Genomic DNA, 26,871 nt, shown 5'->3' with positions numbered 1-26,871 from the left:
TCTCCGCACCGGAACGATTTGCTGCCTTGCAGCCCCGGCCCGCCTAGCAGTACGACCGGTTTCTCACCCTGAAGAGCCGGGAGAGATCCTTGAATTTCACGCCATAGACGCCGAGCCCGATGAGGATCGCCGCGCCCTGGAACAGGTACTGGACGCCGACGCTCGCACCCGTCGTCAGAACCAGTTGCTGAAGCTGTGTCAGAAAGATCGCCGCGATAACCGTGGCCGCGAGATTGCCGCGTCCGCCGAACAGCGAGGTGCCGCCGAGCACCGCCGCTGCGATCGAGGGCATCAGGTAGTTGTCGCCCTGCTGGGGGCTTGGAAGTTGCATCAGGCCGCCGAGGAAGATGCCGCCGGCGGCGTACAGCAGCGCGGCGCCGATATAGGCGGCGGTCTTGTAGCGGGCGGTGGCGATGCCGGCGGCGCGCGCCGCCCGCTCGTTGGCGCCGACCGCCTCGAAGACGCGGCCGAAACTGGTCGCCTTGATGATGAAGATCAGCACGACGGCGACCGCCAGGGCGAGGTAGGCGAGCAGCGACAGGCCGAACAGCTTGGCGTTGACGAAGGCCGATATCTCGAGCGGGATGGCGACCGGCGTGCCGCCGGAGATGCTGATGTTGACGCCGTAGAGCAGCGCGTTCATGCCGATGGTGGCAACGATCGGCGCGACGCTGACCCGGCTGACCAGGATCCCGCTGATGAGGCCGGCCAGCGCGGCGGCGCCGAACGCCAGCGCCAGGGCCGGCACCAGATCGGGCGACCCGCCCGGACCGCCGTTGGCGAAGTAGCAGACGATCACCGCGCTCAGCGACACGACGCCGGGCACCGATAGGTCGATGCCGCCCTGCTGGATGACCAGCGTCTGCCCGAGCGCGACCAGCGCCAGGATGGCGGCGAAGGGCACGGTGCCGCTCAGCGCGCCGCTGCTCAGGCTCTGCGGCGCGACGACGATGCAGATCGCAAACAGCAGCAAGGTCGCGATGGCGATGCCCGCCGTCGGCCCGCCAAGGGAGGCGATCCAGCCGGGCGAGCCCGTCGCGGCTGCGGGCATTCGGGTCGAGCGTTCGGTGTCGCTGGCCAACGACGTGATCCCTAGGTCTCGACCGCCGAGGAGGCGCCGTCGGCCAGGCAGATCTCAGTCACCCGCAGCTCGTTGCGGGAGATGCGCGAGGGGAAGGTCTGCTCGAGCCGCGATTCATGGACGGGTATGACGCGCAGCGACTCGTAGCCGACCTGCTTCATCATCTCCTCGGTCGCCATGACAAGGTTGATCTGGCTGCCGGTGGCCAGGCCGACCGGCACGTACATGTCGTCGATCTTCAGCTGCTCGTTGGCGCCGTTGAGGTTCTCGAACTGGTAGATCAGGTCGCCGGCCAGCACCCAGGTGTCGCCGGACTGCCTGGCGCCGTCGTTGCGGACCGTCACCCACATGCTGGCGAAGGTGTGGGTCTCGTAGGCGACGTGCAGGTCGATGCCGGGATAGACGTCCTCCATGTCGCCGTCGACGAGGACGAGCCTGTTGTCGCGGGCGAGCTGGACGCCGCGCAGGATGTCGGCGGTGTCGATGCCCGACATGATCCAGCGCATCCGGTCGGGCAGCGTCATCGCCCAGACCCAGCTCTGCAGCTCCTTCTTCTGCATGTAGAAGGTGGCGTTCGGAAACGCCTCGACGTTGCCGAAATGGTCGAAATGCGCGTGGGTGATGAAGACCGCGTCGATGTCCTCGGGCGTCAGCCCGATCTCGGCAAGCACGTCGGCGGGCGGCCGCCACTTCTGGACGTTGAACAGATTGCCGAGATACTGGCCGTAGTCGGTGTGGTTGTAGCCGACGTCGACCATCGCCGCCCAGCCGTCGCCCTTGATGACGGCGTAGCAGTAGGGAAGCTTCACGTAGCCCTCGTTGTGGGCTCCGTAGATCACGCCGCTCTTGTGGTATTCGGGCACATACCCGTACTCCAGCACGTAGATCGAATAGAGGGACATCGTGCGGGTTTCCTCCCCTATTGGCCGCTTGCTTGTCGGTTCTTCGGGCGGCAGTTGCAGCACGCTGCAGAGAAATCCATCGGCGTCAGGCCGGCATCGGGCGCCGACAGCGCGAGCAGCCTCCGCTGGGCCGCGAACAGGTCGTTCATGGCTTCGTCGAGCGCGGCGCCGGCCGGGTCGATAAGATCGCCGGCCCGGTCGAGCACGGCGGCAATCGCGTTAAGCCGCGCGAGCAGCCCCTTCATGGCGGCATGGTGCCGGCGTGCGCCGGCGGGCGCGGCGACCGCGTCCAGCCGCTCCCCACACGCCTTCAGCTGGTCGATCGCCGAGGCGAGCAGCAGGCCCTCGCGGCCGGGATCGAGCCGCGACGTCTGCAGCAGGAGCAGGAAGCCGGACAGCTGGGTGAGGCAGCGCTTCGCCGCGTCGTAGAGCGGGCGCATCTCGGAGAGGTAGACGGCACGTTCCTCGGTGCCGTGGGCCGCCGCGACGAGCGCCTCCGCCGACGACTCCTCCGGCACGTCCCAGATCGAGCAGGCCGCATCGTGAACCGAGCGGCCCGATGCGAGCGCCACCGGATCTGGGGCGGTCCTGAAGTCTTCTGTCGGCATCGTCGGGGGGATCATCGCTGCCGCCGTCGTCGCTAGTGCATGAACCGGCCGCCGTTCACGTCGAGGATCACTCCGGTGACGTAGTCGGCGAGGTCGGAGACGAGGAACAGGCAGCCCTTGGCGATGTCGTCGGCAGTGCCGAGCCGGCCGATCGGGATGTTGGCGACGATCGCCGTCTTCATCTCGTCGGTCAGCTTGTCGCCGAAGATGTCGGTGTCGATCGTGCCGGGGGCGACGGCGTTGACCCGGATGCCGTGCGGCGCGAGTTCGCGGGCCATCGACTTGGTCAGGCTGTGGATGCCGCCCTTGGCGGCGGAATAGTGCGGGCCGCCGAAGATACCGCCGCCGATCTGGGCGGCGATCGAGCCGATCGAGACGATCGCGCCGGTCCGGCGCTCGATCATCTGCGGGATCACCGCCTGCGACATGTTCAGGCTGCCGCGCAGATTGGAATCGATCACCAGGTCGAAGTTCTCCTGGGTGATCTCCAGGATCTTGTCCGGCTGCGAGACGCCGGCGTTGTTGACGAGGATGTCGACGTGGCCGAACGCCTCGACGACCTTGGCGACGGCGTCCTTCGCCGTCGCCGGGTCGCGCACGTCGCAGGCCATGCCGATGTGGTCCGGCCCGATGTCGGCGGCGGCAGCGGCGGCGGCGTCGGCATCCAAGTCGAAAATCGCGACCCGGCAGCCCGCGTCCGCAAAGCGCTTCGCAGTCGCCTTGCCGATGCCCCTCCGGGAGGCAGCGCCGGTCACGATCGCGGTCTTGTCGTTCAGCACGGTTCGAGTTCCTCCTGAGTGCCGGACCGTCAGTCGGCGTCTGCGTCCAGCAGGTCGAGCCCCGCCCAGCCTTCGATGAGCGCCGAGATGCGCGAGCAGTCCTCGTCGGCCATGCCCTGGGTCATCGCGAACTGCCAGAACTGGCGGACGTTGGTGCCGAGCCACATCGGCACGCCCATCTGCTCCGCCTCCTGCATGCAGAGCGTCACGTCCTTGTGCATGAGCTGGGTGCGGAAGTTCTGGTCGTAGCGGCGGCTGACCACGTGCTTGGGATAGGCGATCTCGGAGACCCACGACCGGCCGGACCCGGCATTGATGATCCGGAACAGATCCTCGGGATCGATGCCGCCCTTGCGCGCGAAGGCGAGCGCCTCGCCGACGATGACCATGTTCGTCGCGGTCAGCAGGTTGTTGGCGAGCTTGAGGATCTGCGCCTTGCCGACCTCCTCGCCGAGATAGACGACGGTCTTGGTGAAGACGTCGAGGAACGGCCTCGCCGCCTCCAGCGTGTCCGCGTCGCCGGCCGCCATCACCGCAAGCGTTTCGTTCTCGACGCCGATCGGACCGCCGCTGACCGGCGCATCGAGCACCGACACCCCGCGGTCGCGCAGGGCGGCGCCGACCTTGCGCGCGACGCTCGGTCCGGTCGTCGACAGGTCGATGTAGCCGCGCATCTTCGCGCCGCCGGCGAGCCCGTCCTCGCCGAGCGCCACGGCCTCGACGATCGGCGCATTGGGAAGGCTGACGAAGACGGTTTCCGCCTGGCCGGCGACCGCGCGGGCGCTGGCCGCCGCCGTCGCGCCCTTTGCCACCAGCTTCGCCATGGCGTCGGGATCGGTGTCGAACACCACCACCTTCAGCCCGGCGGCCACCGCCTTGCCGACCATGGGCCGGCCCATGGCGCCAAGCCCGACAAAGCCATACACAGCGTCAGACACTCTCAACCTCCTGACCGGTGATCCCGTTTCCCGCCGACCCGGCGTAGAGCCGGTAGACGCCCGTCCCGTCGATCCCGCCGAGGCCGGAGGCGACGAGCAGTTTGAAAAGCTGCGTCGCCTGGCCGGACATGGGCGTCGGCGCCCCCGCGGCGCGGGCGACGTCCTGAACCATCTCCAGGTCCTTGAGCAGCTGCCGGGCGTAGGCGCGCGGCGCGAAGTCGTGGGCGACGATGCGCGGATAGAGCTGCCGCATCAGCTCGCCGTCGGCGTGGCCGTACCTGACGCATTCCGGCAGCAGCGCGGCGTCCATTCCGGCGGCCTCGGCCAGGCGGGCGGCCTCGGCGAGCACGGCGTAGTTGGTCGCGACGACGAGCTGGGCGATCGCCTTGGCGACGGCCCCGGCGCCGGTGTCGCCGGCCCTGGTGAACTGCCGGCCGATGGTGTCGAACAGCGGTTTCAGGCGCGCGATGGCGTCTTCCGGACCGCCGGCCATGATCGTCAGCTCGCCGGCTTCGGACGCCGGCGGACCGCCGGATACCGGCGCGTCGATCCAGACGGCGCCGGTCTTCTCGGAGACCGCGGCGGCAATGCGCGTGCAGAAGGCAGGCGAGACGGTGGAGAAGTCGACGACGACCGAGTTAGCGGTCAACCACCCGGCGACCCCGTCCTCTCCGAAGACGGCAGCCTCGACCGCGGATTCCCACGGCAGGTTGAGCAGGACGCAGTCGGCGCCGCGCGCCGCGTCGGCCGCCGACGCGGCCGCCGTCACGCCTTTTTCGGCGACGGCGGCGAGACGGCCGGGATCGACGTCGAAGGCACTCACGCGGTAGCCCCGCGCCGCCAGCAGCGCCGCCATCGGGCCGCCCATCAGGCCGACGCCCACATAGGCGATGGCGGGTTTATCCGAGGCCATAGTAGCGAACCGCGTTGTCGTGAAAGAGCTTCGCCTGCGCCTCGATGCCGAGGTCGCTGGTGATCTCCTTGTAGCCGCTGAAGATCGTGTCGAAGTCGCCGCAGACGCTGTCGACCGGGAAGTTCGAGGCGAACATGCAGCGGTCGACGCCGAAGGTCTCGATAATGGTGCGGACCACGGCGCGGTTGTTGTCGGCAGTCCAGGCGACGCCCGGCAAGCCTATCCCCGAGATCTTGACGGCGACGTTCGGCCGTTCGGCGAAGCCGGCCATCGCAGCCTTCCAGCCGGCCAGGCCCTCGGGGCTGCGGTCGGCGGGCAGTCCCGAATGCAGCAGGACGATCGGGATGTCGGGGAAACGGTCGGCCATGGCGCCGGCCTCGCCGAGATGCCACCACGGCGTCTGGAGTTCGAAGTGCAGGCCGAACTCGCGCAAGAGCGCGTAGCCCTCGAGCCAGTGCTCGTCGGCCATGGCGCTCTGGCCGGCCTGGCCGGGGCCGGCATTGGGCCGGGGCGGCTTGTGGCGAAGGCCGCGGACGAATTCGAACCCGGCCAGCCGTTCGACGACCTCGGCGCGGTCGTCGCGGTCGAGCCAGGCCTGGCCGATGGTGGCGTTCGGCCAGCCGGTTTCCCGCCTCAGTCCGGCGATGTAGTCCATCTCGCCGATCGGGTCCGACGGGTCCCATTCCGCCTCGATGTAGACGGTCTTCACCACATCGTGGCCGGCCGCGTCCCGCTTGTAGTCGGCGGGCAGATAGGTGCGGCAGATCTTCGAATAGTCGCCGTAGCGGAAGGGTATCAGCGGCCGGTCGTTGAGCCACGGATAGTAGTTCCGCTCCAGGTCCCAGAAATGGACGTGCGGGTCGACGATCTTCAGGTCAGTCACCTGCCTGCCCTCCCCCCGGACGCGCTACTCGCCGTGCCACCGCGATGCCCCCTTATTCGGCCGCCTGGGCGTAGGGCACGTTGCGACCGCCGTAGCGGCGCACCCGGACGTTGGCCTGCTCGGCATGACCGGCGAAACCCTCCAGCATGCAGAGCCGGGAGCAGTATTCGCCCATCCGCGCCGACGCCTCGTCCGTCAGCACCCGCTGGTAGGTGACGGTCTTCAGGAACTTGCCGACCCACAGGCCGCCGGTGTAGCGGGCGGCGCCGGCCGTCGGCAGCGTGTGGTTGGTGCCGATCACCTTGTCGCCGTAGGCGACGTTGGTGCGCGGGCCCAAGAACAGCGCCCCGTAGTTCTTCATCCCGTCCAGGAACACGTCGGGATCGCGGGTCATGACCTGCACGTGTTCGGAGGCGATCCGGTCGGCCGTCTCGATCATCTCGTCCTCGGTGTCGCAGACGATGACCTGGCCGAACTCGTTCCAGGCCGTTCGCGCCACCTCGCCGGTCGGCAGGATGGTCAGCAGCCTCTCGATCTCCTCCATCGTCTCGCGGGCGAGCGTTTCGGAATTGGTCAGCAGAACGGCCGGCGACGTCGGTCCGTGCTCGGCCTGCCCGAGCAGGTCGGTGGCGCAGATCTCGGCGTCGACGCTGTCGTCGGCGATCACCAGCGTCTCGGTCGGGCCGGCGAACAGGTCGATGCCGACCTTGCCGAAGAGCTGCCGCTTCGCTTCCGCGACGAAGGCGTTGCCGGGACCGACCAGCATGTCGACGGGATCGATGGACTGGGTGCCGAGCGCCATCGCCGCGACCGCCTGGACGCCGCCGAGGCAATAGATCTCGTCGGCGCCGGCCAGGTGCTGGGCCGCGACGATCGCCGGAGCCGGCCTACCCTGGTAGGGCGGCGCGGCGGTGATGATGCGCGGCACGCCCGCCACCTTGGCGGTGATCACCGACATGTGCGCTGAGGCGAGAAGCGGATACTTGCCGCCGGGCACGTAGCAGCCGACCGACTGCACCGGGATGTTCTTGTGGCCGAGCACGATGCCGGGCAGCGTCTCGACCTCGATGTCCTGCAGGGCCTCGCGCTGCTTCTCGGCGAAGTTGCGCACCTGCTCCTGGGCGAACTTGATGTCGCGCAGGTTCTGCTCCGACAGCTCGGACAGGCAGCCGCGGATCTCCTCGTCCGTCAGGCGGAAGTCAGTGCGGTCCCACTTGTCGAACTTGATCGACAGCTCGCGGACCGCTTCGTCGCCGCGCGCCGCAATGTCGGCGAGGATGTCCTCGACGATCGCGCGAACCTTGGCCTGGTCGCTGGCGATCTCGCCGGGGTCGCGGCCTTCCTTGAGGTAGCGGATCACGTCGTCTTTCCTTCTGTGATGTTCCGGAAGTACTCGTCGAGGTCGATGACGAGCTTGATGATGCTGGAGTAGTCCTCTCCGGCGTGACCGTTCTGGCAGTGCAGCACGAACAGGTCGGTGGCGAGGTTGCCCATCGGCGCCAGCGTCCGGGAGGTATTGGCGAGCTCCCGGGCAAGGCGCATGTCCTTGACCTGGAAATCGGACCGGAAACCGCCGGCGAAGTTGCGGGCGGAGGGCACCCCGTCCATCAGGCCCGGGAAGGGATGGTAGCGTTCGAGCGCGTAGTTGCTGCCCGAGGAATTCTTCATCACCTCGGTGAGGATGGCCGGGTCGAGCCCGTTGGCGACGCCGAGCGCCAGCGCCTCGACGGTGCCGGCCATGCAGATGCCCGACAGAATGTTGTTGCAGAGCTTGGCGGTGTGGCCGGCGCCCGGGCCGCCGACGTGATAGATGCGCGCGCCCATCGCCTCCAGCAGCGGCCGCGCCTCGTCAAGGTCGGCCTCCGCGCCGCCGACCATGAAGGTCAGTTCGCCCGACTGCGCCCGCGGCGTGCCGCCGGAGACGGGGGCATCGATCATCCGCCGGCCGGCGGCCCGCGCCACCGCCTCGACCTCGACGGTGACCGTCGAGGAAATCGTGCTGCTGTCGATGAACAGGGCGCCGGGGCGGGACTTCTCGACGATGCCGGAGCCGCCCAGGAAGGCGTTGCGGACGTCGTCGCCGGTCGGCAGCATCGTGATGACGATACCGGCCTCGGCGATCGCCTCCTCGGTCGAGGCGGCGGGCGTCACGCCGTTGCCGGCGGCGGCCGCGAGCGCCTCGCCGGAGAGGTCGAACCCGGTGACGTCGAAGCCGGCCTCGACGAGGTTGCGGCTCATCGGCTGGCCCATGTTGCCCAGCCCCAGGAATGCGATCTTCGTCATGAACCTCTGCCCTTTGCTCAAGCCGCCGACGTGTTCATGAAGACGGTCTTGGGCCAGGTGAAATGCTGGATCATGCTGGCCAGCGAGAGTTCCCGTCCTAGTCCGCTCAGCTTGGTGCCGCCGTATTCGATGTTGGCTTCCGCGACCGCGAACTGGTTCACCTGCACGAAGCCGGCCTCGATCTCCTCGATGAAACGGAAGGCGGCGGGAAGGTTCTCGGTGAACAGGGTCGCCGCCAGGCCGTAGCGGGTGTCGTTCGCCTGCTTGAGCACCGCGTCGAAGTCGGTCCACTTCGACACCGTGGCGACGGGGCCGAAGATCTCGTCGCAGGCCACCGGCGAAGTCTCGGGGACCCCCTCGATCAGCGTCGTGGTGTAGAAATAGCCCTTTTCGAGCCCGGCCGGCCGGTCGCCGCCGCAGAGGATCCTGGCGCCCGGCGTCTCCCGCGCCATGTCGACGTAGCGCAGCACCCGCTCGAACTGCTTCCTGGAGATGATCGAGCCGATCTGCACGGCTTCGTCGAGCGGGTTGCCGATGTTGAAGCCGGAGACGCCGTCGATGACCTTCTCGATGACCCGGTCGTAGACCGCCTCGTGTAGCAGGATCCGCGTCCCGGCGGAGCACGACTGCCCCTGCCGCTGCAGCCGCAATCCCTGCAGGATGCCGCCGACCGCGCGGTCGATGTCGGAATCCTCCATGATGATGATCGGGTTCTTGCCGCCGAGTTCGGCGGTCACCGGAACGATCTTCTCCGCGGCGTAGTGCATGATCCTGACGCCGACGGCGCTGGAGCCGGTGAAGGTGATCTTGCGCACCGCCGGATGCTCGCAGATCAGCCGGCCGGCCTCGTCGCCGAACCCGGTGACCAGATTGGCGACGCCCGGCGGCAGCACCTCCTGAAGCAGCTCGAAGATGCGGACGACGGCGAGCGGCGCCTGCTCGGCCGGCTTCAGGACCACCGTGTTGCCGGCCGCCAGGGCGGGGCCGATCTTGCTGGTGGTCTGCATCAGCGGCGCGTTCCACGGGATGATCGCGCCGACCACGCCCATCGCATCGCGGCGGGTGTAGAGCATCCGGCCCGGATCGCCGGGATAGGTGTCGCCGAGGATCTCGCCGGCGAGGCCGCCGAAATAGCGCAGGATGTCGACCATGGTGCGGGCTTCGCCGCGCGACTGCGTCGCCAGCGCGTTGCCGGTCTCGAAGGACGACAGCCGGGCGATGTCCTCGAGATGCCTTTCGAGATGGTTGGCGGCCGCGATCAGCGTGGCGCCGCGTTCGCGCGCCTTGGTCCGCGACCACTTCGGGAAGGCTTCGGACGCCGCCGCGACCGCCGCCTCGACGTCGGCCTCGCCGCAGCGGGGGGCCTCGCCGATGATTTCCTCGGTCGCGGGGTTCTCGACCTCGAAGCTTCCGGTCGCGAGCGCCGGCTGCATCCTGCCGCCGACGACGATCTGCCCGGACAGGCGACGCGCCTCCGCGGCCTGCGCGGCGATGCGGGCGTCGAGCGTATCCGGATTCCGGTTGTCCATTCCGTATGGTCCTCCCAGCGTCTTTTGTTTGAAGTTGAGCATACGTATGCACTATGATGGAGTCAGTTTTCGGAATTGTCAAACGGGAGGATGCGATGAATCGCACGACAATCGGCCTGATCCTCGGCGACCCGGCCGGCGTGGGTCCTGAAATCTGCGCCAAACTGATCGCCGCCAGGACGGATCGCGAGGACCTGCAAATCGTCGCGTTCGGCAGCCGCCGCAGCCTCGAGAACGGCATGAAAATCGCGGGATACGGGGAAAACCGGGTGCCCGGCGTCGCCGCTGTCGCCGACATGTCTGCCGATGCGCGGGTGGCGCTGCTGGCCACATTCGAGGGTCCGGAGATCCGGCCCGGCGCGGCGAGCGCGGAGGGCGGCGCCGCGACGCTTGAGGCGATGGAGGCCGCAGCGGCGGCCGCAAATCGCGGCGAAATCGATGCAATCGTATACGCACCGCTCAACAAGCAGGCCATGTGGCTCGCCGGCCACACGGCCATCGACGAGTTGCATTTCTTCGCCGATCGGCTCGGCGTCGACACCTTCACCTGCGAGCTCAACAAGCAGGGCCGCGTCTGGACCTCACGGGTCACCTCGCACATTCCGCTGGCGGAGGTCGCACGGACGATCAGTATCGAGACCGTCGGCAGGGCAACCCGACTGGGTGCGGAGACCTTCGCCGCCGCGCAGGGCCGCCCGCCGCGAATCGCGGTCGCCGGTCTGAACCCGCATCTCGGCGAGGGCGGCGCCATGGGACGCGAGGAAATCGACATCCTGGGACCGGCGATCGACGAATTGCGAGCGGAGGGGTACGACATCGCCGGGCTCTATCCCGCCGACACGGTCTTCCTCAGGGTCGAGGCGGAGGGCATCGACCTCGTCATCACCATGTTCCACGATCAGGGGCAGATCGCGCTGAAGGCGCTCGGCTTCGGCGCGACGTCGACGATCCTCGGCGGCTTGCCGCTGCCGGTCGTCACCGCGTCACAGGGCACCGCCTACGACATCGTCGGGCAGAACCGCGCCGATCCCTCCGGCATGATCGGCGCCTTCGATCTCGCCTGCCAGCTTGCCACGGCGAAGCAACTCGATGCATAAGTTTATGCACTGCAATCAGGACATCCGGAAACGCCTTTGATGAAGCGAGTCACTTCCGTCGACGTAGCCAGGGCGGTCGGGGTTTCGCAGTCCACGGTGTCCCGCGCGCTCGCCGATGACAGCCGGATCTCCAAGGAAACCAAGAGAAAGATCCAGAAGGCGGCAGCGGATCTGGGCTATACGCCCAACGAGATTGCCCGCAGCCTGCAGACCAACAAAACCAACATGGTCGGGCTGATCATGGCGGACATACTGAACCCCTTCTATCCGGCGGTTCTGGACCTGATGACGCAGCAGCTCCACCAGATGGGCAAGCAGTTGATGCTGATCTCGGTGCCGGCGGGCTTCGAGGTCGATGACGTACTGCCGTCGATGCTGCAATACCAGGTCGACGGGGTCGTCATCACATCGGCGGTGCTGTCGTCGCACATGCGCGACCTGCTGCAGAACCGCCGGACCCGGGTGGTGCTGTTCAACCGGTCGCTCGAGGACTTTTCTGTGAACTCCGTCTGCTGCGAGAACCGGGCGGCGTCGATCGAGGTCGCCCGCCGGCTGATCAACTCAGGCCACCGCAGGCTGGCGATCATCGGCGGCCGGCCGGATACCTCGACCCACCGCGAGCGCTACGCGGGGTTCGAGGAGGAATTGCGCCTGCACGGGCTGGAGCTCGTCGGCGACGAGATCGGCGGCAACACCTATGACGGCGCCTACGAGGCGGCGCTGCGCCTGATGAAGGGGCGCCGGAAGCCCGACGCGATCTTCTGCATCGCCGACGTGATGGCGCTCGGCGCGCTGGACGCGGTCCGCTCCAAGCTCGGCATGAAGGTGCCGGACGACATCTCGATCGTCGGCTTCGACGACATTCCACCGGCTTCCTGGCCGGCCTACGACCTGACCACCGTCCGCCAGCCGATCCGCGCCATGGTGTCCCGCACCCTGTCGCTGCTGTTCGATCCCGACAACTTCCCGCCGATGGCGGTGCAGGTGCCGGGCAAGCTGATGGTGCGTGGATCCGCCCGGCTGTCGGCGCCCGTCGCAACCTGACCGTCCTCGGTCACCGCCCACCGCCAGACCGTCATCGTCGTTGACCTTTCCACCCACATGCGTAGCAGTTGCGGCGGCGCTGTGCATACGTATTCTCACCCGACGCGCCGCCGGCAAGGGAGATTGATAAGATGAACGAAGCAAGACACAGCGCCAGCAGCCCCGACTTCCGTCTCGACGGTAAGCGGGCCATGGTCACTGGCGCCGGCCGCGGGATCGGACTGGCCGCCGCCCAGGCGCTCGCCGACTACGGCGCCGAGGTCTGCCTGATCGCCCGCACCCAGGCCGACATCGACAGCGTCGCCGCCGACATCGTCGCGCGCGGCGGCAAGGCCGACGCAGTGAGCCTCGACGTGCTCGACCTCGATGCCGTCGAGGCCTTCATCGGCGCGCGGCCGGCCTTCGACATCCTCGTCAACAATGCCGGCTTCAATCGCACCGCCCCGTTCCTTGAGGTGAAGCGGGAGGATTTCGACGCGGTGATGGCGCTCAATCTGCGCGCCGCCTACTTCGTCGCCCAGATCGCGGCGCGGCGGATGGCCGAAGAGGGCGTCGCCGGCAGCATCATCAACATGTCCTCGCAGATGGGCCACGTCGGGGCGGCGACCCGCAGCGTCTACTGCGCCTCGAAATGGGCGATGGAGGGCATGACGAAGGCCGCCTCCGTCGATCTCGCGCCGCACGGCATTCGCGTCAATACGATCTGCCCGACGTTCATAGAAACGCCACTCGCAACGCAGTTTCTCAGCGACCCTGCATTCAGGGAAGATGTACTGTCAAAGATCAAATTCGGCCGCGTCGGTCAGGTAGGCGATATCACCGGAGCGGTGGTTTTTCTCGCCTCCGACGCGTCATCACTGATGACGGGCTCATCCATTGTCGTCGATGGCGGCTGGACCGCCGACTGAGAACCCATATCTGAGTTGCTGTCCCGACGTTCGGGTGCATACGCCGTATTGCCGCGTCGTGCGGTTCAACATGCCGAACGGGATCAAGGTTCGGCACTCCTCGCTGCGTCGGGCCTTTTTCCTTTGTGGGTAGATTGCGGGGTGAATATCATCACATTCAAAAAACATAATAGTTCCAGATCTTGTCTGGATTTCTGGTGGAACAGTCGGATCGGGTTCCAATGTTCTTCACCACCAAAATCCTATCTGTCGAAGGCTAGGGAAGGCAGGAACAGGACGACGTCCGGGGCGTAGGAGACGATCATCAGCACGGCGATGCCGATCATCAGCATGGGCAGGATCGCCCGGCTGATCTCCTCGAGCGACACCTTGCCGATCGCGCAGGCGATGAACAGGCAGATCCCGACCGGCGGCGTCGTCAGCCCGATTGCCAGATTGAGGACGACGATGGTGCCGAAGTGGACCGGGTCGATCTGGATGACCTTGGCGACCTCGATCAGCACCGGCAGCGAAATGATCATCGCGGCGATCGGCTCCAGGAAGGTGCCGAGGATCAGCAGCAGAATGTTGATCATCAGGATCAGCAGGTAGCGGTTCTCGGTGATCCCCAGCATGAACCGGGTGATCTGCTCGGGCAGGCGCTCGAACGAGAAGATGAACTGGACCATCGAGGCCATCGCGACGATCAGCATGATCGCCGAGGTGGTGAGCGCCGTGTCGACCAGCGGCCGCCAGATCGTGCGCCAGTTCAGCGTGCGGTACAGCGTGCCGATCAGCAGCGCATAGATGACGGCGACCGCCGCCGATTCCGTCGGCGTGAAGATGCCGAACAGGATGCCGCCGAGGATGATCGCCGGCAGCACGAGGACGGGGACGGCGGCGACCGTGGCGTTGGCGCGTTCGCGGAACGTGACGCGCTCCATCACAGGGTAGTTGTGGGTCTTCGCCATCCACCAGGCGTACACTGACAGGCCGATGCACAGCATCACGCCGGGAACCATCCCGGCGACGAAAAGCTGGGCGATCGAGGTACCGGTCAAGACCCCGTAGATGACCATGATGATGCTCGGCGGAATGATCGAGCCCATCACCGAACTCGCTGCCGTCAGCGCCGCCGCGTAGGCCTTAGGATAGCCGTCCCGCACCATCGCCGGGATGAGCACGCTGCCAAGCGCCGACGTGTCAGCCGCGGCCGCGCCGCTGATGCCGGCGAAGAACATCGAGGCGATGACATTGACCAGCGACAGGCCGCCGCGAACGTGGCCGATGCAGGCGTTGGCGAAGCGCACGATCCGCTCGGTGATGCCGGAGAAATTCATCAGGTTGCCGGCGAGCAGGAACAGCGGCACGGTCAGCAGCACGAACTGGTCGACGCTGCCGAAGATTCGCTGCGGGAAGATCTTCATCAGGCCGATGTTGCCGGTGAAGAACAGGTAGCCGAACGATGCCAGCCCGAGCGCCAGGGCAATCGGCACGCCGAGCGCCAGCAGGACTCCAAACCCGCCCAGGAACGGTCCCATCAGCGTATCCAGTCCGAGGGAATCAGGTTGTGGCCGGGCGGCAGAGCCGCTTCGGGGTCGGCAAGCCCGAGGAGCCCGCGCACCATCCGGATCATGGCAAAGATGAAATGCGCGCTGAGGATCACGCAGGCCACCGGCACCAGCATGTACATCCAGTACATCGACAGGGCGAGATTGATCTCCCGGCCGGTCAGGGCCGTGCCGATGAAGTCGATCGCCGGGATGGTGAAATGCGAGTTCAGGCTGGCGAAGCCGATCCCGTACCAGGCGAGCGTGAGCAGGAAGACGGTCATCAGCGCGTGCATCGGCAGGAGCACCAGCAGCCGGGAGCGGACCGACAGCCGCCCCGTCAGGAAATGCAGGCAGACCATCTCGCCGCGTTCGAAGGCAGCGCCGACGAGCAGGAACGTCATCAGCACCAGCAGGTATCGGCAGATCTCTTCCGCCCAGATCAGGGAGTCGTTCAGGACATACCGGAAGAAGACCTGCACGCCCATGATCACCACGATCAGCATCATCAGGATGACGGAGAGCACAATGACGAAGCCGGCATAGGCGCGGGAGAAGGCCGCGAACCAGTCTGGCCTGTCGTGAGTAGATCCGACTTTCACCGTTCCCTCGTTCGATCAGGTCCGGCGGCAGCACGGGCCGCCGGCATTCGACACTCGATGAAAGGGGCGCGCAGACCGCGTCGACCCGCGCGCCACCCACTATCGGCGTGGTGCCGCCAGCGCTTACGGATTGAGCTTCTTGGCTTCTTCGATGTACTCGCCGATCAGCGGATCCTTTGCAGACCAGGCCTCGAACACGGGCTCTGTCGCCGCGAGCAGGTTCTCGCGATCGGGGAATTCGGAGATCTCGACGCCCGCGTCCTCCAGGATCTTGATCTGCTTGGCTTCCTCGCCCTTGGTCTGCATGACGAACTCGGGCGTCAGCTCACGGCAGGTGTCGACGATCGCCTTCTGCTCCTCCGGCGTGAGGGAGTCATACTTCTCCTTGTTCATGAAGAACAGGCCGGGCCAGAAGTAGTGACCGGTGAGCGTCACGTAGTTGGCGTTTTCGTAGACCTTGTCCGCCGCGATCGAAGAGATGTTGAACTCCACGCCGTCGATCACCTTAGTCTGCATGGCGGTGTAGACCTCGCCATAGGGGACGCCGATCGGGTTGGCGCCGAGCTTCTGCCAGATCTCCTTGTGCAGCGGGATCGGCACGATGCGGGTCTTCAGGCCCTTGAAGTCCTCGACCGACTTGATCGGCCCGTTCCTGTTGAGGAAGTGGCGCTGTCCGCCTTCCGAGAAGCAGAGACCCTTGAGATTGGCGTCCTCCAGCGAGTCCAGCATCTTGATGGCCGGCGGCGACACCAGCATCTTGGCGAGATCGTCGTAGGTCGGCACCAAGCCCGGCAACTGCAGGGCGTCGAAGGCGACCTTGTTCAGGATCAGCGGGAAGTTCACCGACGAGGCATAGCCCATGTCGACGGTTCCCGAGGAGACGAGCTGGATCATGTCGCGGTCGTCGCCGAGCTGGCGGTCGCCGTAGACGGTGATGTTGACGTCGCCGTTGGAGTTTTCCTTGATCGCCCCGGCCAGCATGTCCGCATGCGTATAGTTGGGATGGCCGCGCGGCGAACCGTGGGCTAGCCGCAGGTCGACGGCCTGCGCCATACCGACGCCGCCGATCAGGGCGGCAGCGGCCAGAATGAATGTCGGCTTCAGGTGCTTCATTTTCGGGTCCTCCCTTGTTATCGGCTTCCTAGCGGAAGTCCTTCTGGTACTTGGTTATGTGCAGGTAGTCCTCCCGAGGCGGGGCGAAGACGTCCATGTTGATCACCGGCTTGTCACCGATCGGCCAGCCGGTGTGCGGGACGCCCGCGGGGACCCGCACGATCGACTGCGGTCCGCACTCCGTCTCCCGGCCGTCGAGCTCGAGCATCATGCTGCCCTCGATGACGAGGACGGTCTGGTCGAACGGGTGGGAGTGCGGCTCGAACCGCGGCATGTCCGGTTGCAGCCAATTGAACACGACGAGCGAATTGTCGCCGCGCATTCCCGACCGCTGCATGCCGGAGGCGAGCGCGTCCTCGCGGGGCAGATCCGCCCAGCAATAGACGAGGTCGCTCGGGTCCTCGATCATCGTCCCGCCGAAGGGCTCGCCGTCCGGATTCTGGTGATAGGTCTTCTTCGCTTCGTCGATCACCGGCTGCGGGTACTCGGTCTGCCAATTGGTCAGGAACAGGTAGTCCTCGCGCGGCGGCGCGAAGACGTCGATGTTCAGCACCGGCTCGTCGCTGATCGGCCAGCCGGTGTGCATCTTGTCGCCGGGGACGCGGACGATGGTGCCGGGCTCGCAGACCATGCCCTCGCCCTCGATCTCGAGGATCTGGGTGCCCGCAAGCGTCAGCACGATCTGGTCGAATGGATGCTTGTGCGGCTCCCAGCGCGGCATCTTCGGGCTGATCCAGTTGAAGGTAAGAAGGGCTCCGTCGCTGCGGAACCCGGCGCGGTCCATCAGGCCGCCGAGAACCTTGGTCTGCGGCAGGTCCTTCCACTTGTAGACATTGCCCGCTGTCGTCTGTGCCATTCCGCGTCTTCTCCCTTTGCCTGTCCTATTCGGCCGGTTCGGGGACCTCGGCCCCCGCCCGCTCGGTCGCTTCGCCATCCGGTGCGCCGAACCCGCCGCCGCCCGGGGTTTCCATGTAGACGATGTCGTCGGGCTTCATCGGCGTCTTGCCCTCGCCGTGCCATTCGACGCCATTGACGCAGAAGCGCCCCGGAGCGCCGTCCTCGCCGCCGGCCAGTCCCTCCGCGCAGAACCGGCGCCCGGTCGGGGCGGCGTTCAGCGTCCACGGCCGTTCGGTGCGCACGCCGAACTCGACGATCTGACCGTCGCCGCCGGGGCTGCGGCCGCGTCCGCCCGAGCCGCGGCGCAGCTCACGACGGCGGAAGACGATCGGCGTCTCGGTCTCCAGCACCTCCAGCGGCGTCGCCCCGATGCCCGTCGGATAGCAGGTGGCGCTAGGTCCCGGCTTGCGCGCCCGCGCGCCCATGCCGCCCGAAAAGCTGAACTGCGAGGACGTGTAGGGCGCGCCGTTTGGATGAGTGCCGATCACCTGGGCCGACCACACCGCGCCCGGCCCCTCGGCCAGCACCCGGTCCGGCACCACGTGATACAACGCCTTGAGGATCGGCATCGGCACGTACATGCCGACGACGTGGCGTGCGGCGACGGGCGCCGGGTAGGTGCAGTTGACGATCGAGCCTTGCGGCGCCGTCACCTTGATCGGCGCGAGGCTGCCGGCATTGTTCGGCAGCCGCGGCGTCAGGCAGCTCCGGACGGCGAAGGTCGAATAGGCGTGGGTGTAATTGAGGACGACGTTGACGCCCTTGTTGATCTGCGGCGAGGAGCCGGCGAAGTCGATCAGCACCTCCCCCGCCACGCGGTCGATGGTGACGCTCGCCTTCAGGCTTATGACGGTGCCGCCGGTGATGTCGAAGCGGGTCTCGCCGGTCCACGTGCCTTCCGGGCAGGCGCGAATCGCCTTGCGCATCGCCTGCTCGGAGAGGTCGACGATGCGGTCGGTGAGGCCCTCGATGTCGTCGAGCCCGTAGCGGTCGCAGAGCTCGTTGACCGCGTCGCCGCCGCCGCGCGCACTGGCGACCTGCGCCATCAGGTCGCCGGTGATGAGGTCGGGCGTCCGCACGTTGCGCCGGATGATGTCGAACAGCAGCTTGCTCGGCTTGCCCCGCTCGAACAGCTTGACCGGCGGTATCCAGAGCCCTTCCTCGTGGACGTCGTTGGCACCGACCCCGACGCCGGGGCCGCCGATGTCGGTGTGATGGTTGGTCGAGCCAACGAAGCCGATGATCCGCCCGTCGCGGAAGATCGGGGCGAGCACGGTGATGTCGAAGAAGTGGCCGGCGCCTTCCCACGGATCGTTGGTGACGAGGACGTCGCCCTCCTCAAGCTGGCCGGCGAACTTGGCGGCGAGGTACTGGCCGGTGAAGGCAAGGCAGTTGATGTGGCCGGGGGTGCCGGTGTCGGCCTGGGCGACGATTCTGCCACGCGCGTCGAACAGGGCATAGGCGAGATCGCCCGCCTCGCGCACGACCGGCGAGAAGGCGGTGCGCTGCATGGCCTTGGCCTGCTCGGTGACGACGCTGCGCAGCGTCGCCCACATCAGTTCCAGCTCGATCGGGTCGTCTATGCGTGCCATGCCCGTCACGTCCTCGTCGCGATGACGCAGCCCATCGCCCCGAGCGAGGCCGACCAGCCCGGCGGGATCACCAGCGTGGTCTCCGCCTCCTCCAGGATCACCGGGCCTTCGAGGGTATCCCCGGCGCCGAGCGCGGCGCGCGGCAGCACCCTCACCTCCTGGTCGTCCTGCCAGATGTGGACGCGCCGCGTCTCCGCCGCGCCATCCTGCCGGCCCGTCCCGCGGCCGAGCTCGGGCGGCGTCGAGAGGACCCCCGAGGCGACCAGCCGCCAGTTGACGACCTCGACGCCGACCTCGTCCTGGCAGATCGTGTAGCGCCTGACATATTCCGCCTCGAAGCAGCGGCGCAGCATCGCGGCGCCGTCGGCCACGGTCGGGCGGCCGTCGAGCTCGATCATCAGGTCGTAGTGCTGGCCGACGTAGCGCACGTCGGCGCCGTAGCGGAACTCGATCTCGCCGCCCGCGCAGCCGGCCTCGCGCAGCGCCTGCCGGCCCTCGTCCTCCATGTCCTCGAAGACCTCGGCGACCTGCCGCCAGTCGATGTCGTCGAGCCGGCGCAGGCCGCTGCGCACCAGGTCGAGACGGGCCGGCGTGACGAGCGAACCGAAGGCCGAGTAGACGCTGGCGAGCGGCGGGAAGATGACGAGCTCGCTGTTCAAAAGCTCGGCGACCTCGCAGGCGTGCACCGGTCCGGCGCCGCCGAAGGCGAGCATTGGGATGCCGCGATAGTCGACGCCGCGGTCGGAGGCGTGCGTCTTCACCGCCGAGGCCATCGCCTCGCAGACGATCCGGTAGATGCCGCGCGCGGTCGCCATCGGCTCGGTGCCGAGCCGCTCGGCGAGCCGGCGGACCGCCCGCTGCGCGGCCTCGACATCGAGCGGCATGGCGCCGCCGAGGAACTTCGCCGCGTCGATGGCGCCGAGCACCACGTCGGCATCGGTGACGGTCGCGTCGGTGCCGCCGTGGCCGTAGCAGGCGGGGCCGGGCCGCGAGCCGGCGCTGCGCGGACCGACGTTGAGCAGGCCGAACTCGTTGACGTGGGCGATCGAGCCGCCGCCGGCGCCGATCTCGATCAGGTCGACGCTCGGCACCGTCACCGGCAGGCCGCTGCCCTCGCGGAAGCGGTACATGCGGTCGATCTCGAACAGGCCGGTGACGCGCGGCCGGGCGTCCTGGATGAGGCAAACCTTGGCGGTGGTGCCACCCATGTCGAAGGCGAGCAGCGTGTCGAGGCCCATCGCGGTCGCGGCGTGGGCGGCGCCGAGCGCGCCGGCGGCCGGACCGCTCTCGATCATCCGCACCGGCAGCCGCCCCGCCGTCGCCGGACCGACGACGCCGCCGGAACTGAGCATGATCAGCGGGCTGCTGGCGAAGCCCTCGTCGGCGAGCCGCGTCTCGAGCCGGTCGAGATAGGGCTGGGTGATCGGCACCGAATAGGTATTCACCGCCGTCGTCGAGGCGCGCAGGTACTCGCGGATCTGCGGCGCGATCTCCGAGGAGGTCGACACGAACACGCCGGGCAGCCGGTCGCGCAGCCCGGCGGCCAGCAGCTGCTCGTTGTGCGGGTTGACGTAGGAATGCATGAGGCAGATGCCGACCGACTCGATGCCGCGCGCGGCGAATTCCGCGCAGAGGGCGTCGATGTCGGCGGCCGAGGGCTCGCGGCCGACGGTGCCGTCCGCATAGGTGCGCTCGTCGACCGTCAGGACGCTGTCGCGGCCGACCAGCGGCCGGGGGAACTCGATCTGCGGGTCGTACATGTCGTAGCGCCGCTCGTCGCGGATCTCGAGGATGTCCGGAAAGCCCTGCGTGAAGACCATCGCGGCGCGGGCGCCCTTGCGCTCGATCAGCGCGTTGGTGACGACGGTGGTGGCGTGGACGATCGGACCGTCGACCTCCTCGGGACGGGCGCCGACCCTGGCGAGCGCCGCCCCCACCCCGGTGAAGAACCCGGCGAGCAGGTCGTCGGGTGTCGTCGGCGTCTTCTCGGCGACGATGAGGTCGCCGGAGCGCAGGACGACGTCCGTGAAGGTGCCGCCGATATCGACCGCGAGTGAGACGTGCTGCCCCATTTTTCCCGGATGCTCTCCCAAACGCCTTGTTATGAACATCATAACGATGTTATGTTCTATATATCATGAGTGCCGAGCCGCGCCGCTGTCAAGCGGGCGTCGGCAGTCTTTTCGTTTTTTGCGGGAGCACAGGAAGCGGATGCCGAAAGTCACGCAGAAGGACAACAGCACGGAGGGGGTCCAGGCAGTCGTTGTCGCCTTGAAGATTCTCGAAATCCTGTCGTTCGGCGGAAAAGCTGGCCGGATAACTGACCTCGCCGAGGAACTCGGGACGACGAAGAATCGGATCTACCGGCACTTGGCCACACTCGGAAACCTCGGCTACGTCGTCCGCGATCCTGACACCGAGCGCTACAAGGTGGGAATCAGACTTGTGCAGTTGGGCAGCGCTGTCGCCAACCAGTACGACCTGCTCAGCGTCAGCCGCCCTGCCATGCGACGTGTCCGGGACTCGTTGGGGAATACCGTCGTCCTGTCAAAGGTCGACGCCGACCAGATCTATGCAATCGAAAGGATCGACGGGTCGACCGGCGTCACGGTCGGCGTGGTGATCGGCTCACCCCTCGGCCTGCATTCAAGCGCCCAGGGTAAGATCGTACTTGCCTTCGGGCAGCCCGGCCTGCTGGAAGCTGCTATCGGCGCCGGCCTCGAACCGCGGACGAGCCGGACCATCGTCGACCCCGATCATCTGCGCAGAGAGGTGGCTACCGTGCGCGACAACGGTTGGGCAGTCGCGCCCGACGAAACGATGACTGGCATCAACGGTATCGCCGTGCCGATCCTGGATCCTTCGGGGGATCTGATCGCCACGCTTGCGGTGCTCGGATCCGTCGACGAATTGCCGAGCCGGCCGAGCGAGCGTCAGATCGAGGTGCTCAAATCCGCAGCTGCCGAGATCTCGGCAAACCTGCATTCGCAAAGCGCACAGGGGCTAGCTCCCGTCGCCCGCCCCTGGGCCGGGTAAGCACCGGATCGGAATGATACGAGATGATGAAGGGGAAGCTGGCAGGTCGGGTTGCGATCGTCACCGGCGCGGGGCGCGGCATCGGCCGCGCGGTTGCCCAGACATTCGCAACGGAGGGTGCGGCGGTCGTCGCCGGCGCACGAAGTTCGTCGGATCTTGAAGCCCTGGTCGAGGAAATCACCGGTCGCGGCGCGCGGGCGATAGCCGTTGCCGGAGACATTGGCGATCCCGCGACCTCGGAGCGGCTCGTACGGGCCGCAGTCGAAACGTTCGGCGGGTGTGACGTTCTGGCGAACCTTGCCGCAATCGGCGGACCCGTCGGCAATGTCGAAGAGCTGGATCCGGATGACTGGAACCAGACCTTCCGCATCAATGTCACCGGCACATTCCTGGCATGCCGCGCGGTCCTGCCGGAAATGAAGCGCCGCGGCGGCGGCCGGATCGTGAACGTCGCGTCGGGCCTCGCCGAACGGGTACAGCCGGGACAGTCGGCGTACAGCGCCACGAAGGCGGCGGTGGTCCAGTTCAGCCGGGTGCTTGCCGAAGAAGCACGCGATGCGGGTATTAACGTCAATGCCGTACACCCCGGAATCGTGCGCACGAAGATGGTCGCCGACCTCCTGAGCCTTCCGCCGGAGGGCGTGAACGAGTCGATGGTAAAACGCCTGCGCGCGCTCGATGCCGACGGACTGATCATCGAAACGGAGACCTCAGCCTCTTTTTTTGTCTGGCTTGTGAGCGAGTGCACGGACACAGGGAAATTCCTGAAGATCGACGAGTTCCTCAGATAAGCCCAGCGCATCAAGTTCAACTTCCCAAAATGCGGTCGGCGAGGCCTGTGCGCGCACCGGGCTCGCGACAACAGGTCCTGCAGGGACGATGTCGCGCTTGGTCCTGTGAGCCATCCAACAGATCCACCGGAAAGCTTGCCCTTTCGTCTTCCGGAGGCTGAGGCAGAAGCAATGTTAGCTGACTGACCAGATCAGGCCCATCGTTCCAATTTCGGGGCATCGATCCGACGGGAAGAAAAACGAGTGAGGCGGGCGGCGCCAGCCATTTCACTTCACCGACCTCAACATGAAATGTTCCATTTAGGACCAAATTGATCGACCTTGTGGATATGACGTTTCATACCGCTGCCCGGTCTGACGATCGCAGCGAAGACCCGCGTGAGGAGATCCAGTATTCCGGTCGCCAAGCACCTGGACATCCATTGAATTGCCTTCGCCGCGATGAGTTTGCAGGCATAAGGGCGTCAGATTCGCTGCTGCCGGTTTGAACAGCCTTGGATTTGCAGACGCCTTCTTCCCTAATTTTGGGGGTGCCCATGGCGTGCAGAGCCAATTCTAGTGCCGATTTCCAACGGGACGCGGTGGCGTAGATCACGGATCGAGGCTGGCGGAGTCTTCGAACCGGCTGGGCGTCAGTCCACACTCAATCTATGCGTGGAAGAGGAGATTGGCGCAGGCGGCGTCTGGGACCGGAGGGCGCGATGGAGGGGCTGGAGGTCCGCAAGGGCGAGCAGTCGGCGTTGCTTGCCGGCGCAATCGACGTCGCGATCATCATCCCGAACTTCGCGGTGGCCCCAATCCCCTGGGAGGAGATGGGCATCTACGAGTATCGCGGCGAGCACCAGTGGCACGACCGCTCGCCTCGGTGCAGCAGTGGCTATCTCTACGCCGGCCTGTGGAGTTGACGATGAACCAGCAACTCCACACCACGCTCCACCGCACCGCCAAGTACTTCATGGACAGCGGGCGTGCCCGATCCCCCGAAGAGGCCATGAACCTCCTTCAGACCTTCGGCCTGACGGTCGTCGTTGGGCCCGAGATCACGATCTCTCGGGACGCCCAGATCGCCCTCCTGACCTTAGTCAACCTCGCCCGCAGGACGTTCCTCGCCGGTGTCGAGGTGATCGGGTTGGGGAGCGCCAAGGTTATCGTTCCACTGGCCCTTGAGCCCACCCTCGCCGAGGCGGTCGCCCATCTCGGCGGTCGTGTCGTCGATCAGATCAGGGCCGACTGGCCAACCCGCCATCATCGGCTCCACTGCCCCCTCCACGACCGGTCCAGCTTGGCGGCTGACCTGGAAGGATTGGCGGGCCGGTATCGTGCCGCTCCGCGAGGACTGGAGCCTTGGCGAAGGCCTGAGCATGCCGTTGGCGCCCGCCCTGGCAGCGGCGATCTGCGCCGCAGAGGTGTTCTCGCTGCATGCCGGTGATCACGCCATGGCCGGAAAAAGGCCGGTGGGCCTCTCGATGTGGCGGCCCGACGTCGACTGGACGACCGATGGCCCATCTGTTCCCGGCCTGACTTTCTTACCTTCGCGGCTTTGGCTGATCGGTCTCGGCAATCTCGGCCAAGCCTACGCTTGGCTGTTGGCCTGCCTGCCTTATCCGACGGGCACCCTGGAGTTGGTGCTCCAGGATTTCGACCGGCTGGCCGTCTCGAATGACAGCACCTCGATCTTGACGAACCTCGACGTGGTCGACCGCATGAAGACCCGCTGGGCTTCGGACTGGATGGAGGCCCGGGGCTTCAAGACGTTCTTGGAGGAGCGCCGCTTCGGCGCCTGGATGCATCGCACCGACGACGAACCCGCCGTCGCCCTCTGCAGCGTCGATAACGCCCCGGCCCGCTCAGCTCTTGAGCGGGCCGGCTTCGATTTCGTCGTGGAGTCGGGCCTTGGCGCAGGCCCCCAGAGCTTTCGGAATTTCTCGATGCACACTTTCCCAGGACCGAGGCGGGCAGAGCAGCTGTGGCCGGCGACGGAGGTGACTAACGGCCCCGATGTTTCCGGCATGCCCGCCTACGCAAAACTTAAGAAGGACGGGCTCGATCAATGTGGCCTCGCCCAGCTTGCCTCCCGTACCGTCGGCGTGCCGTTCGTCGGTCTCGTCGCCGCGACCTTCGTCATCTCCGAGTTGCTGCGGCGCCTGCACGGGGGGCTGTCCTACGGCGTGATTTCGGGGTCGACCATGTGCCTGGATGACCTTGAAGTCGCGGCGGTTCAGCGTGGTCCTTACGCCCATGGGTTCGTGCAGGTGAACGGAGGCGAGATCTGATCCAACCCCTCTCTGTTCGAGACGTCTCTGTGAACCCGGAGAAGAAGGCCCCCCTCTGATGTACCCGTGCCCCCTGTGCCTCCGATCCTTCTGCGGCGCAATGGATGAGGGGCTTACACTGGGGGCCAAGTTTTCTCTTCGGCATTGTGAAAAACCTGGCATCCGGGATGCCATGCCAAGGGAGTGGTGTATTTTGGAATTGTTTAATTTACATGGCTTTTAACCATGCAAAATAGTATATATCAAAATATGGCTTGGCGGAATTTTGAAAGTATGCCATTTCAATGGCTATGGACCATCAAAGACAGCAACGCCTAAAACCTCTCCTGGCCAAGGTGCCCCCGGGCTTCCTGGTTGATACCCCATGGCTGAAGGCCCAAGGCATCGACCCCAAGTCCATCCACGACTACGTGGCGCGAGGCTGGCTCGAACGGGTCGTCCGAGGCGTATATCGCCGCCCCCTCCCGGAGGGGGTTCCGGCCCAGGCTGAAGTTCCATGGGACAGCGCCCTGCTCTCGCTCCAGTGGATCATGAAGTACGATGTCCATCTGGGGGGGGCGAGCGCGCTCGACTTGGCTGGGTACGCCCACTACCTGCACCTAGGCCGAACACCGCATGTCCATCTATATGGCGATGTGCCGTCCTGGCTGAAGCGCCTCCCCAACGACGCGGAGATCGTCGTGCGCCGGCGCACCCTCTTTGACGATGATCCGACCGGGATCATCGATACCAGTGGCGATACCCGGGCGACTAATCAGGCCCCCAACGTGTGGCGCTGGCCACTCAAGGCCTCATCTCCCGAGCGAGCCATCCTCGAAGCACTCGACGAGCTGCCCAATGGCGCCAGCTTCGACAATCTGGACAAGATATTCGAAAGCCTCACCACGCTGCGGCCCAAGCAGTTAATGACACTGCTCTCCGCTTGCCAGAGCGTGAAGGTGCGTCGGCTGTTCTTTGTCTTCGCCGATCGGCATCAGCACGCATGGCGCAAGCATCTGGATACCCAAAAGATCGACTTCGGCTCTGGTCCCCGCGCCTTCGTCGAAGGCGGCAAACTCCATCCCACATACCGGATCTACGTACCCCAGGACTTCGTGCCACAAACCGATACGGAGACCGCCGCCGATGCTTGACCGCTATGTGGATCAGGTGCGGCTGTTGCTGGGTGTGCTGCCGGACATCGCCAGTGAGGAGGTATTTGCCTTGAAGGGCGGCTCGGCCATCAACCTGTTTTGCCGGGACATGCCGCGCCTGTCGGTCGATATCGACCTCACCTACCTGCCGGTGGGCGATCGCAAGACATCGTTAAAGGACATCGACGAAACGCTGGACCGGATCATGTCGGCAATCGCCAAGCGCAACCCACGGATCCTGGCCCGGCGTATTGCCGGGGGCGGCAACAACGACACCCGGATCATGGTGAGCGATGGCCAAGCACGAATAAAGATCGAAACATCTCCCGTGACACGAGGCACGGTGCACCCTCCAACGAGGAGGATGGCATCGGATGCGGTGGTCGACCAGTTCGGTTTCGCCGAGATGAACGTACTCGCCTTCGAGGACCTCTACGGCGGCAAACTCCATGCGGCACTCGACCGCCAGCATCCCCGCGACCTGTTCGACATAAAGCTCCTCTACGACAACGAGGGCCTAACCGACGACCTGTTCCGCGTGTTCATGGTCTATGTGGCAAGTTCCGGCCGCCCCATGCATGAGCTGCTCGCGCCGACGGCCCCGCTCGACGAGGCCCTCTACGATGACGAGTTCGTCGGCATGACACGGGAGATGGTCACAAAGGAAGAGCTTGCCGATACACGCGAGCGCCTGCACGCCGACATCCGAAGACGGCTGAAGGGCGATACGGCAGAGTTTCTACTGTCGCTCCACGATGCGGAACCGGACTTCGATCTGATCGGCTTGCCAGATTCTTCAAGTCTACCAGCCGTCCAATGGAAACTGATGAACCTGGAAAAATTGAAGCGCGACAACCCGGAGAAGCACGCAGCACAACGAGAAGAACTCAAGAATCTGTTCCAATAAAAATTGCATCGAAACATTGAATGGACAACAAAC

Annotated in this window: 26 protein-coding genes; 10 read left to right on the top strand and 16 right to left on the bottom strand. The window is 66.1% G+C overall.

Features of this window, described 5'->3' with window-relative positions:
• Positions 1-43: 43 nt before the first annotated feature.
• From V3328_RS03060 to V3328_RS03015, 10 genes are read right to left on the bottom strand one after another with little or no spacing between them, the layout of a single operon-like run.
• Positions 44-1,081: an ABC transporter permease gene (locus V3328_RS03060; RefSeq protein WP_340328163.1), complete on the bottom strand. Its 1,038-nt coding sequence runs from the start codon at positions 1,079-1,081 to the stop codon at positions 44-46.
• A gap of 11 nt (positions 1,082-1,092) precedes the next feature.
• Positions 1,093-1,983 (bottom strand): N-acyl homoserine lactonase family protein, encoded by an 891-nt coding sequence (locus V3328_RS03055; RefSeq protein ID WP_340328162.1) that lies wholly within the window; start codon positions 1,981-1,983, stop codon positions 1,093-1,095.
• Positions 1,984-2,000: 17 nt separating this feature from the next.
• Complete coding sequence (locus V3328_RS03050) at positions 2,001-2,606, bottom strand: hypothetical protein (RefSeq protein ID WP_340328161.1); 606 nt, start codon at positions 2,604-2,606, stop codon at positions 2,001-2,003.
• Positions 2,607-2,623: 17 nt separating this feature from the next.
• Entirely contained in the window at positions 2,624-3,370 is a 747-nt protein-coding gene (locus V3328_RS03045; protein WP_340328160.1) for an SDR family NAD(P)-dependent oxidoreductase, read from the bottom strand.
• 29 nt (positions 3,371-3,399) lie between these two features.
• Positions 3,400-4,308 (bottom strand): NAD(P)-dependent oxidoreductase, encoded by a 909-nt coding sequence (locus tag V3328_RS03040; protein ID WP_340328159.1) that lies wholly within the window; start codon positions 4,306-4,308, stop codon positions 3,400-3,402.
• Positions 4,301-5,221 (bottom strand): NAD(P)-dependent oxidoreductase, encoded by a 921-nt coding sequence (locus V3328_RS03035; protein ID WP_340328158.1) that lies wholly within the window; start codon positions 5,219-5,221, stop codon positions 4,301-4,303. Before V3328_RS03035 ends, V3328_RS03040 begins: the two co-directional genes overlap by 8 nt.
• Positions 5,208-6,104, bottom strand: a complete 897-nt coding sequence (locus V3328_RS03030; protein WP_340328157.1) for an amidohydrolase family protein — start codon at positions 6,102-6,104, stop codon at positions 5,208-5,210. The genes V3328_RS03035 and V3328_RS03030 overlap by 14 nt, the downstream gene beginning before the upstream one ends.
• 52 nt (positions 6,105-6,156) lie before the next feature.
• Positions 6,157-7,464, bottom strand: coding sequence for a histidinol dehydrogenase (gene hisD, locus V3328_RS03025; RefSeq protein ID WP_340328156.1), 1,308 nt, complete (start codon positions 7,462-7,464; stop codon positions 6,157-6,159).
• On the bottom strand, positions 7,461-8,387 hold the full coding sequence (mmsB, locus tag V3328_RS03020; protein WP_340328155.1) for a 3-hydroxyisobutyrate dehydrogenase: 927 nt from the start codon (positions 8,385-8,387) through the stop codon (positions 7,461-7,463). Before mmsB ends, hisD begins: the two co-directional genes overlap by 4 nt.
• 17 nt (positions 8,388-8,404) lie before the next feature.
• A complete protein-coding gene (locus V3328_RS03015; RefSeq protein WP_340328154.1) occupies positions 8,405-9,916 on the bottom strand; it encodes an aldehyde dehydrogenase family protein in 1,512 nt (503 codons plus the stop codon).
• A gap of 95 nt (positions 9,917-10,011) precedes the next feature.
• Between V3328_RS03015 and V3328_RS03010 the strand changes: the two genes are divergently transcribed.
• The 3 genes from V3328_RS03010 to V3328_RS03000 all read left to right on the top strand — a co-directional run bounded on the left by V3328_RS03010 (position 10,012) and on the right by V3328_RS03000 (position 12,965).
• Positions 10,012-11,013 (top strand): 4-hydroxythreonine-4-phosphate dehydrogenase PdxA, encoded by a 1,002-nt coding sequence (locus V3328_RS03010; RefSeq protein ID WP_340328153.1) that lies wholly within the window; start codon positions 10,012-10,014, stop codon positions 11,011-11,013.
• Between the two features lie 39 nt (positions 11,014-11,052).
• Entirely contained in the window at positions 11,053-12,057 is a 1,005-nt protein-coding gene (locus tag V3328_RS03005; protein WP_340328152.1) for a LacI family DNA-binding transcriptional regulator, read from the top strand.
• A gap of 131 nt (positions 12,058-12,188) precedes the next feature.
• The gene (locus tag V3328_RS03000; RefSeq protein WP_340328151.1) at positions 12,189-12,965 is read left to right on the top strand and encodes an SDR family NAD(P)-dependent oxidoreductase; all 777 of its coding nucleotides are present in this window, start codon (positions 12,189-12,191) and stop codon (positions 12,963-12,965) included.
• A gap of 242 nt (positions 12,966-13,207) precedes the next feature.
• Here V3328_RS03000 and V3328_RS02995 read toward each other — a convergent pair whose 3' ends face one another.
• The 6 genes from V3328_RS02995 to V3328_RS02970 all read right to left on the bottom strand — a co-directional run bounded on the left by V3328_RS02995 (position 13,208) and on the right by V3328_RS02970 (position 20,770).
• The gene (locus tag V3328_RS02995; protein WP_340328150.1) at positions 13,208-14,485 is read right to left on the bottom strand and encodes a TRAP transporter large permease; all 1,278 of its coding nucleotides are present in this window, start codon (positions 14,483-14,485) and stop codon (positions 13,208-13,210) included.
• Positions 14,485-15,096 carry a TRAP transporter small permease gene (locus V3328_RS02990; RefSeq protein WP_340328149.1) on the bottom strand — a complete coding sequence of 204 codons (612 nt, stop codon included), beginning with the start codon at positions 15,094-15,096 and terminating at the stop codon, positions 14,485-14,487. Before V3328_RS02990 ends, V3328_RS02995 begins: the two co-directional genes overlap by 1 nt.
• 123 nt (positions 15,097-15,219) lie before the next feature.
• Positions 15,220-16,209 (bottom strand): TRAP transporter substrate-binding protein, encoded by a 990-nt coding sequence (locus V3328_RS02985; protein ID WP_340328148.1) that lies wholly within the window; start codon positions 16,207-16,209, stop codon positions 15,220-15,222.
• Positions 16,210-16,237: 28 nt separating this feature from the next.
• Positions 16,238-17,065 (bottom strand): AraC family ligand binding domain-containing protein, encoded by an 828-nt coding sequence (locus tag V3328_RS02980; protein WP_340328147.1) that lies wholly within the window; start codon positions 17,063-17,065, stop codon positions 16,238-16,240.
• Between the two features lie 25 nt (positions 17,066-17,090).
• The gene (locus V3328_RS02975) at positions 17,091-18,698 is read right to left on the bottom strand and encodes a hydantoinase B/oxoprolinase family protein (protein WP_340328146.1); all 1,608 of its coding nucleotides are present in this window, start codon (positions 18,696-18,698) and stop codon (positions 17,091-17,093) included.
• A gap of 5 nt (positions 18,699-18,703) precedes the next feature.
• Positions 18,704-20,770 carry a hydantoinase/oxoprolinase family protein gene (locus V3328_RS02970; protein ID WP_340328145.1) on the bottom strand — a complete coding sequence of 689 codons (2,067 nt, stop codon included), beginning with the start codon at positions 20,768-20,770 and terminating at the stop codon, positions 18,704-18,706.
• A gap of 31 nt (positions 20,771-20,801) precedes the next feature.
• Between V3328_RS02970 and V3328_RS02965 the strand changes: the two genes are divergently transcribed.
• The 7 genes from V3328_RS02965 (at position 20,802) to V3328_RS02935 (ending at position 26,838) form a co-directional block, all read left to right on the top strand.
• Positions 20,802-21,734 carry an IclR family transcriptional regulator gene (locus V3328_RS02965; RefSeq protein ID WP_340328144.1) on the top strand — a complete coding sequence of 311 codons (933 nt, stop codon included), beginning with the start codon at positions 20,802-20,804 and terminating at the stop codon, positions 21,732-21,734.
• 23 nt (positions 21,735-21,757) lie between these two features.
• A complete protein-coding gene (locus V3328_RS02960) occupies positions 21,758-22,525 on the top strand; it encodes an SDR family NAD(P)-dependent oxidoreductase (RefSeq protein WP_340328143.1) in 768 nt (255 codons plus the stop codon).
• Between the two features lie 701 nt (positions 22,526-23,226).
• Entirely contained in the window at positions 23,227-23,430 is a 204-nt protein-coding gene (locus V3328_RS02955) for a hypothetical protein (protein ID WP_340328142.1), read from the top strand.
• A 2-nt stretch (positions 23,431-23,432) separates the two neighbouring features.
• The gene (locus V3328_RS02950; RefSeq protein WP_340328141.1) at positions 23,433-23,954 is read left to right on the top strand and encodes a hypothetical protein; all 522 of its coding nucleotides are present in this window, start codon (positions 23,433-23,435) and stop codon (positions 23,952-23,954) included.
• The gene (locus V3328_RS02945; RefSeq protein ID WP_340328140.1) at positions 23,887-24,798 is read left to right on the top strand and encodes a hypothetical protein; all 912 of its coding nucleotides are present in this window, start codon (positions 23,887-23,889) and stop codon (positions 24,796-24,798) included. Before V3328_RS02950 ends, V3328_RS02945 begins: the two co-directional genes overlap by 68 nt.
• A gap of 284 nt (positions 24,799-25,082) precedes the next feature.
• On the top strand, positions 25,083-25,931 hold the full coding sequence (locus V3328_RS02940; RefSeq protein ID WP_340328139.1) for a type IV toxin-antitoxin system AbiEi family antitoxin domain-containing protein: 849 nt from the start codon (positions 25,083-25,085) through the stop codon (positions 25,929-25,931).
• The gene (locus tag V3328_RS02935) at positions 25,924-26,838 is read left to right on the top strand and encodes a nucleotidyl transferase AbiEii/AbiGii toxin family protein (protein ID WP_340328138.1); all 915 of its coding nucleotides are present in this window, start codon (positions 25,924-25,926) and stop codon (positions 26,836-26,838) included. Before V3328_RS02940 ends, V3328_RS02935 begins: the two co-directional genes overlap by 8 nt.
• Positions 26,839-26,871: the final 33 nt, after the last annotated feature.

The organism is Microbaculum marinum (genome assembly GCF_037855135.1).
GTDB lineage: Bacteria > Pseudomonadota > Alphaproteobacteria > Rhizobiales > Tepidamorphaceae > Microbaculum > Microbaculum marinum.
Note: the sequence above shows the minus strand (reverse complement) of the source record. Positions and strands in the feature narration are given on the sequence as shown.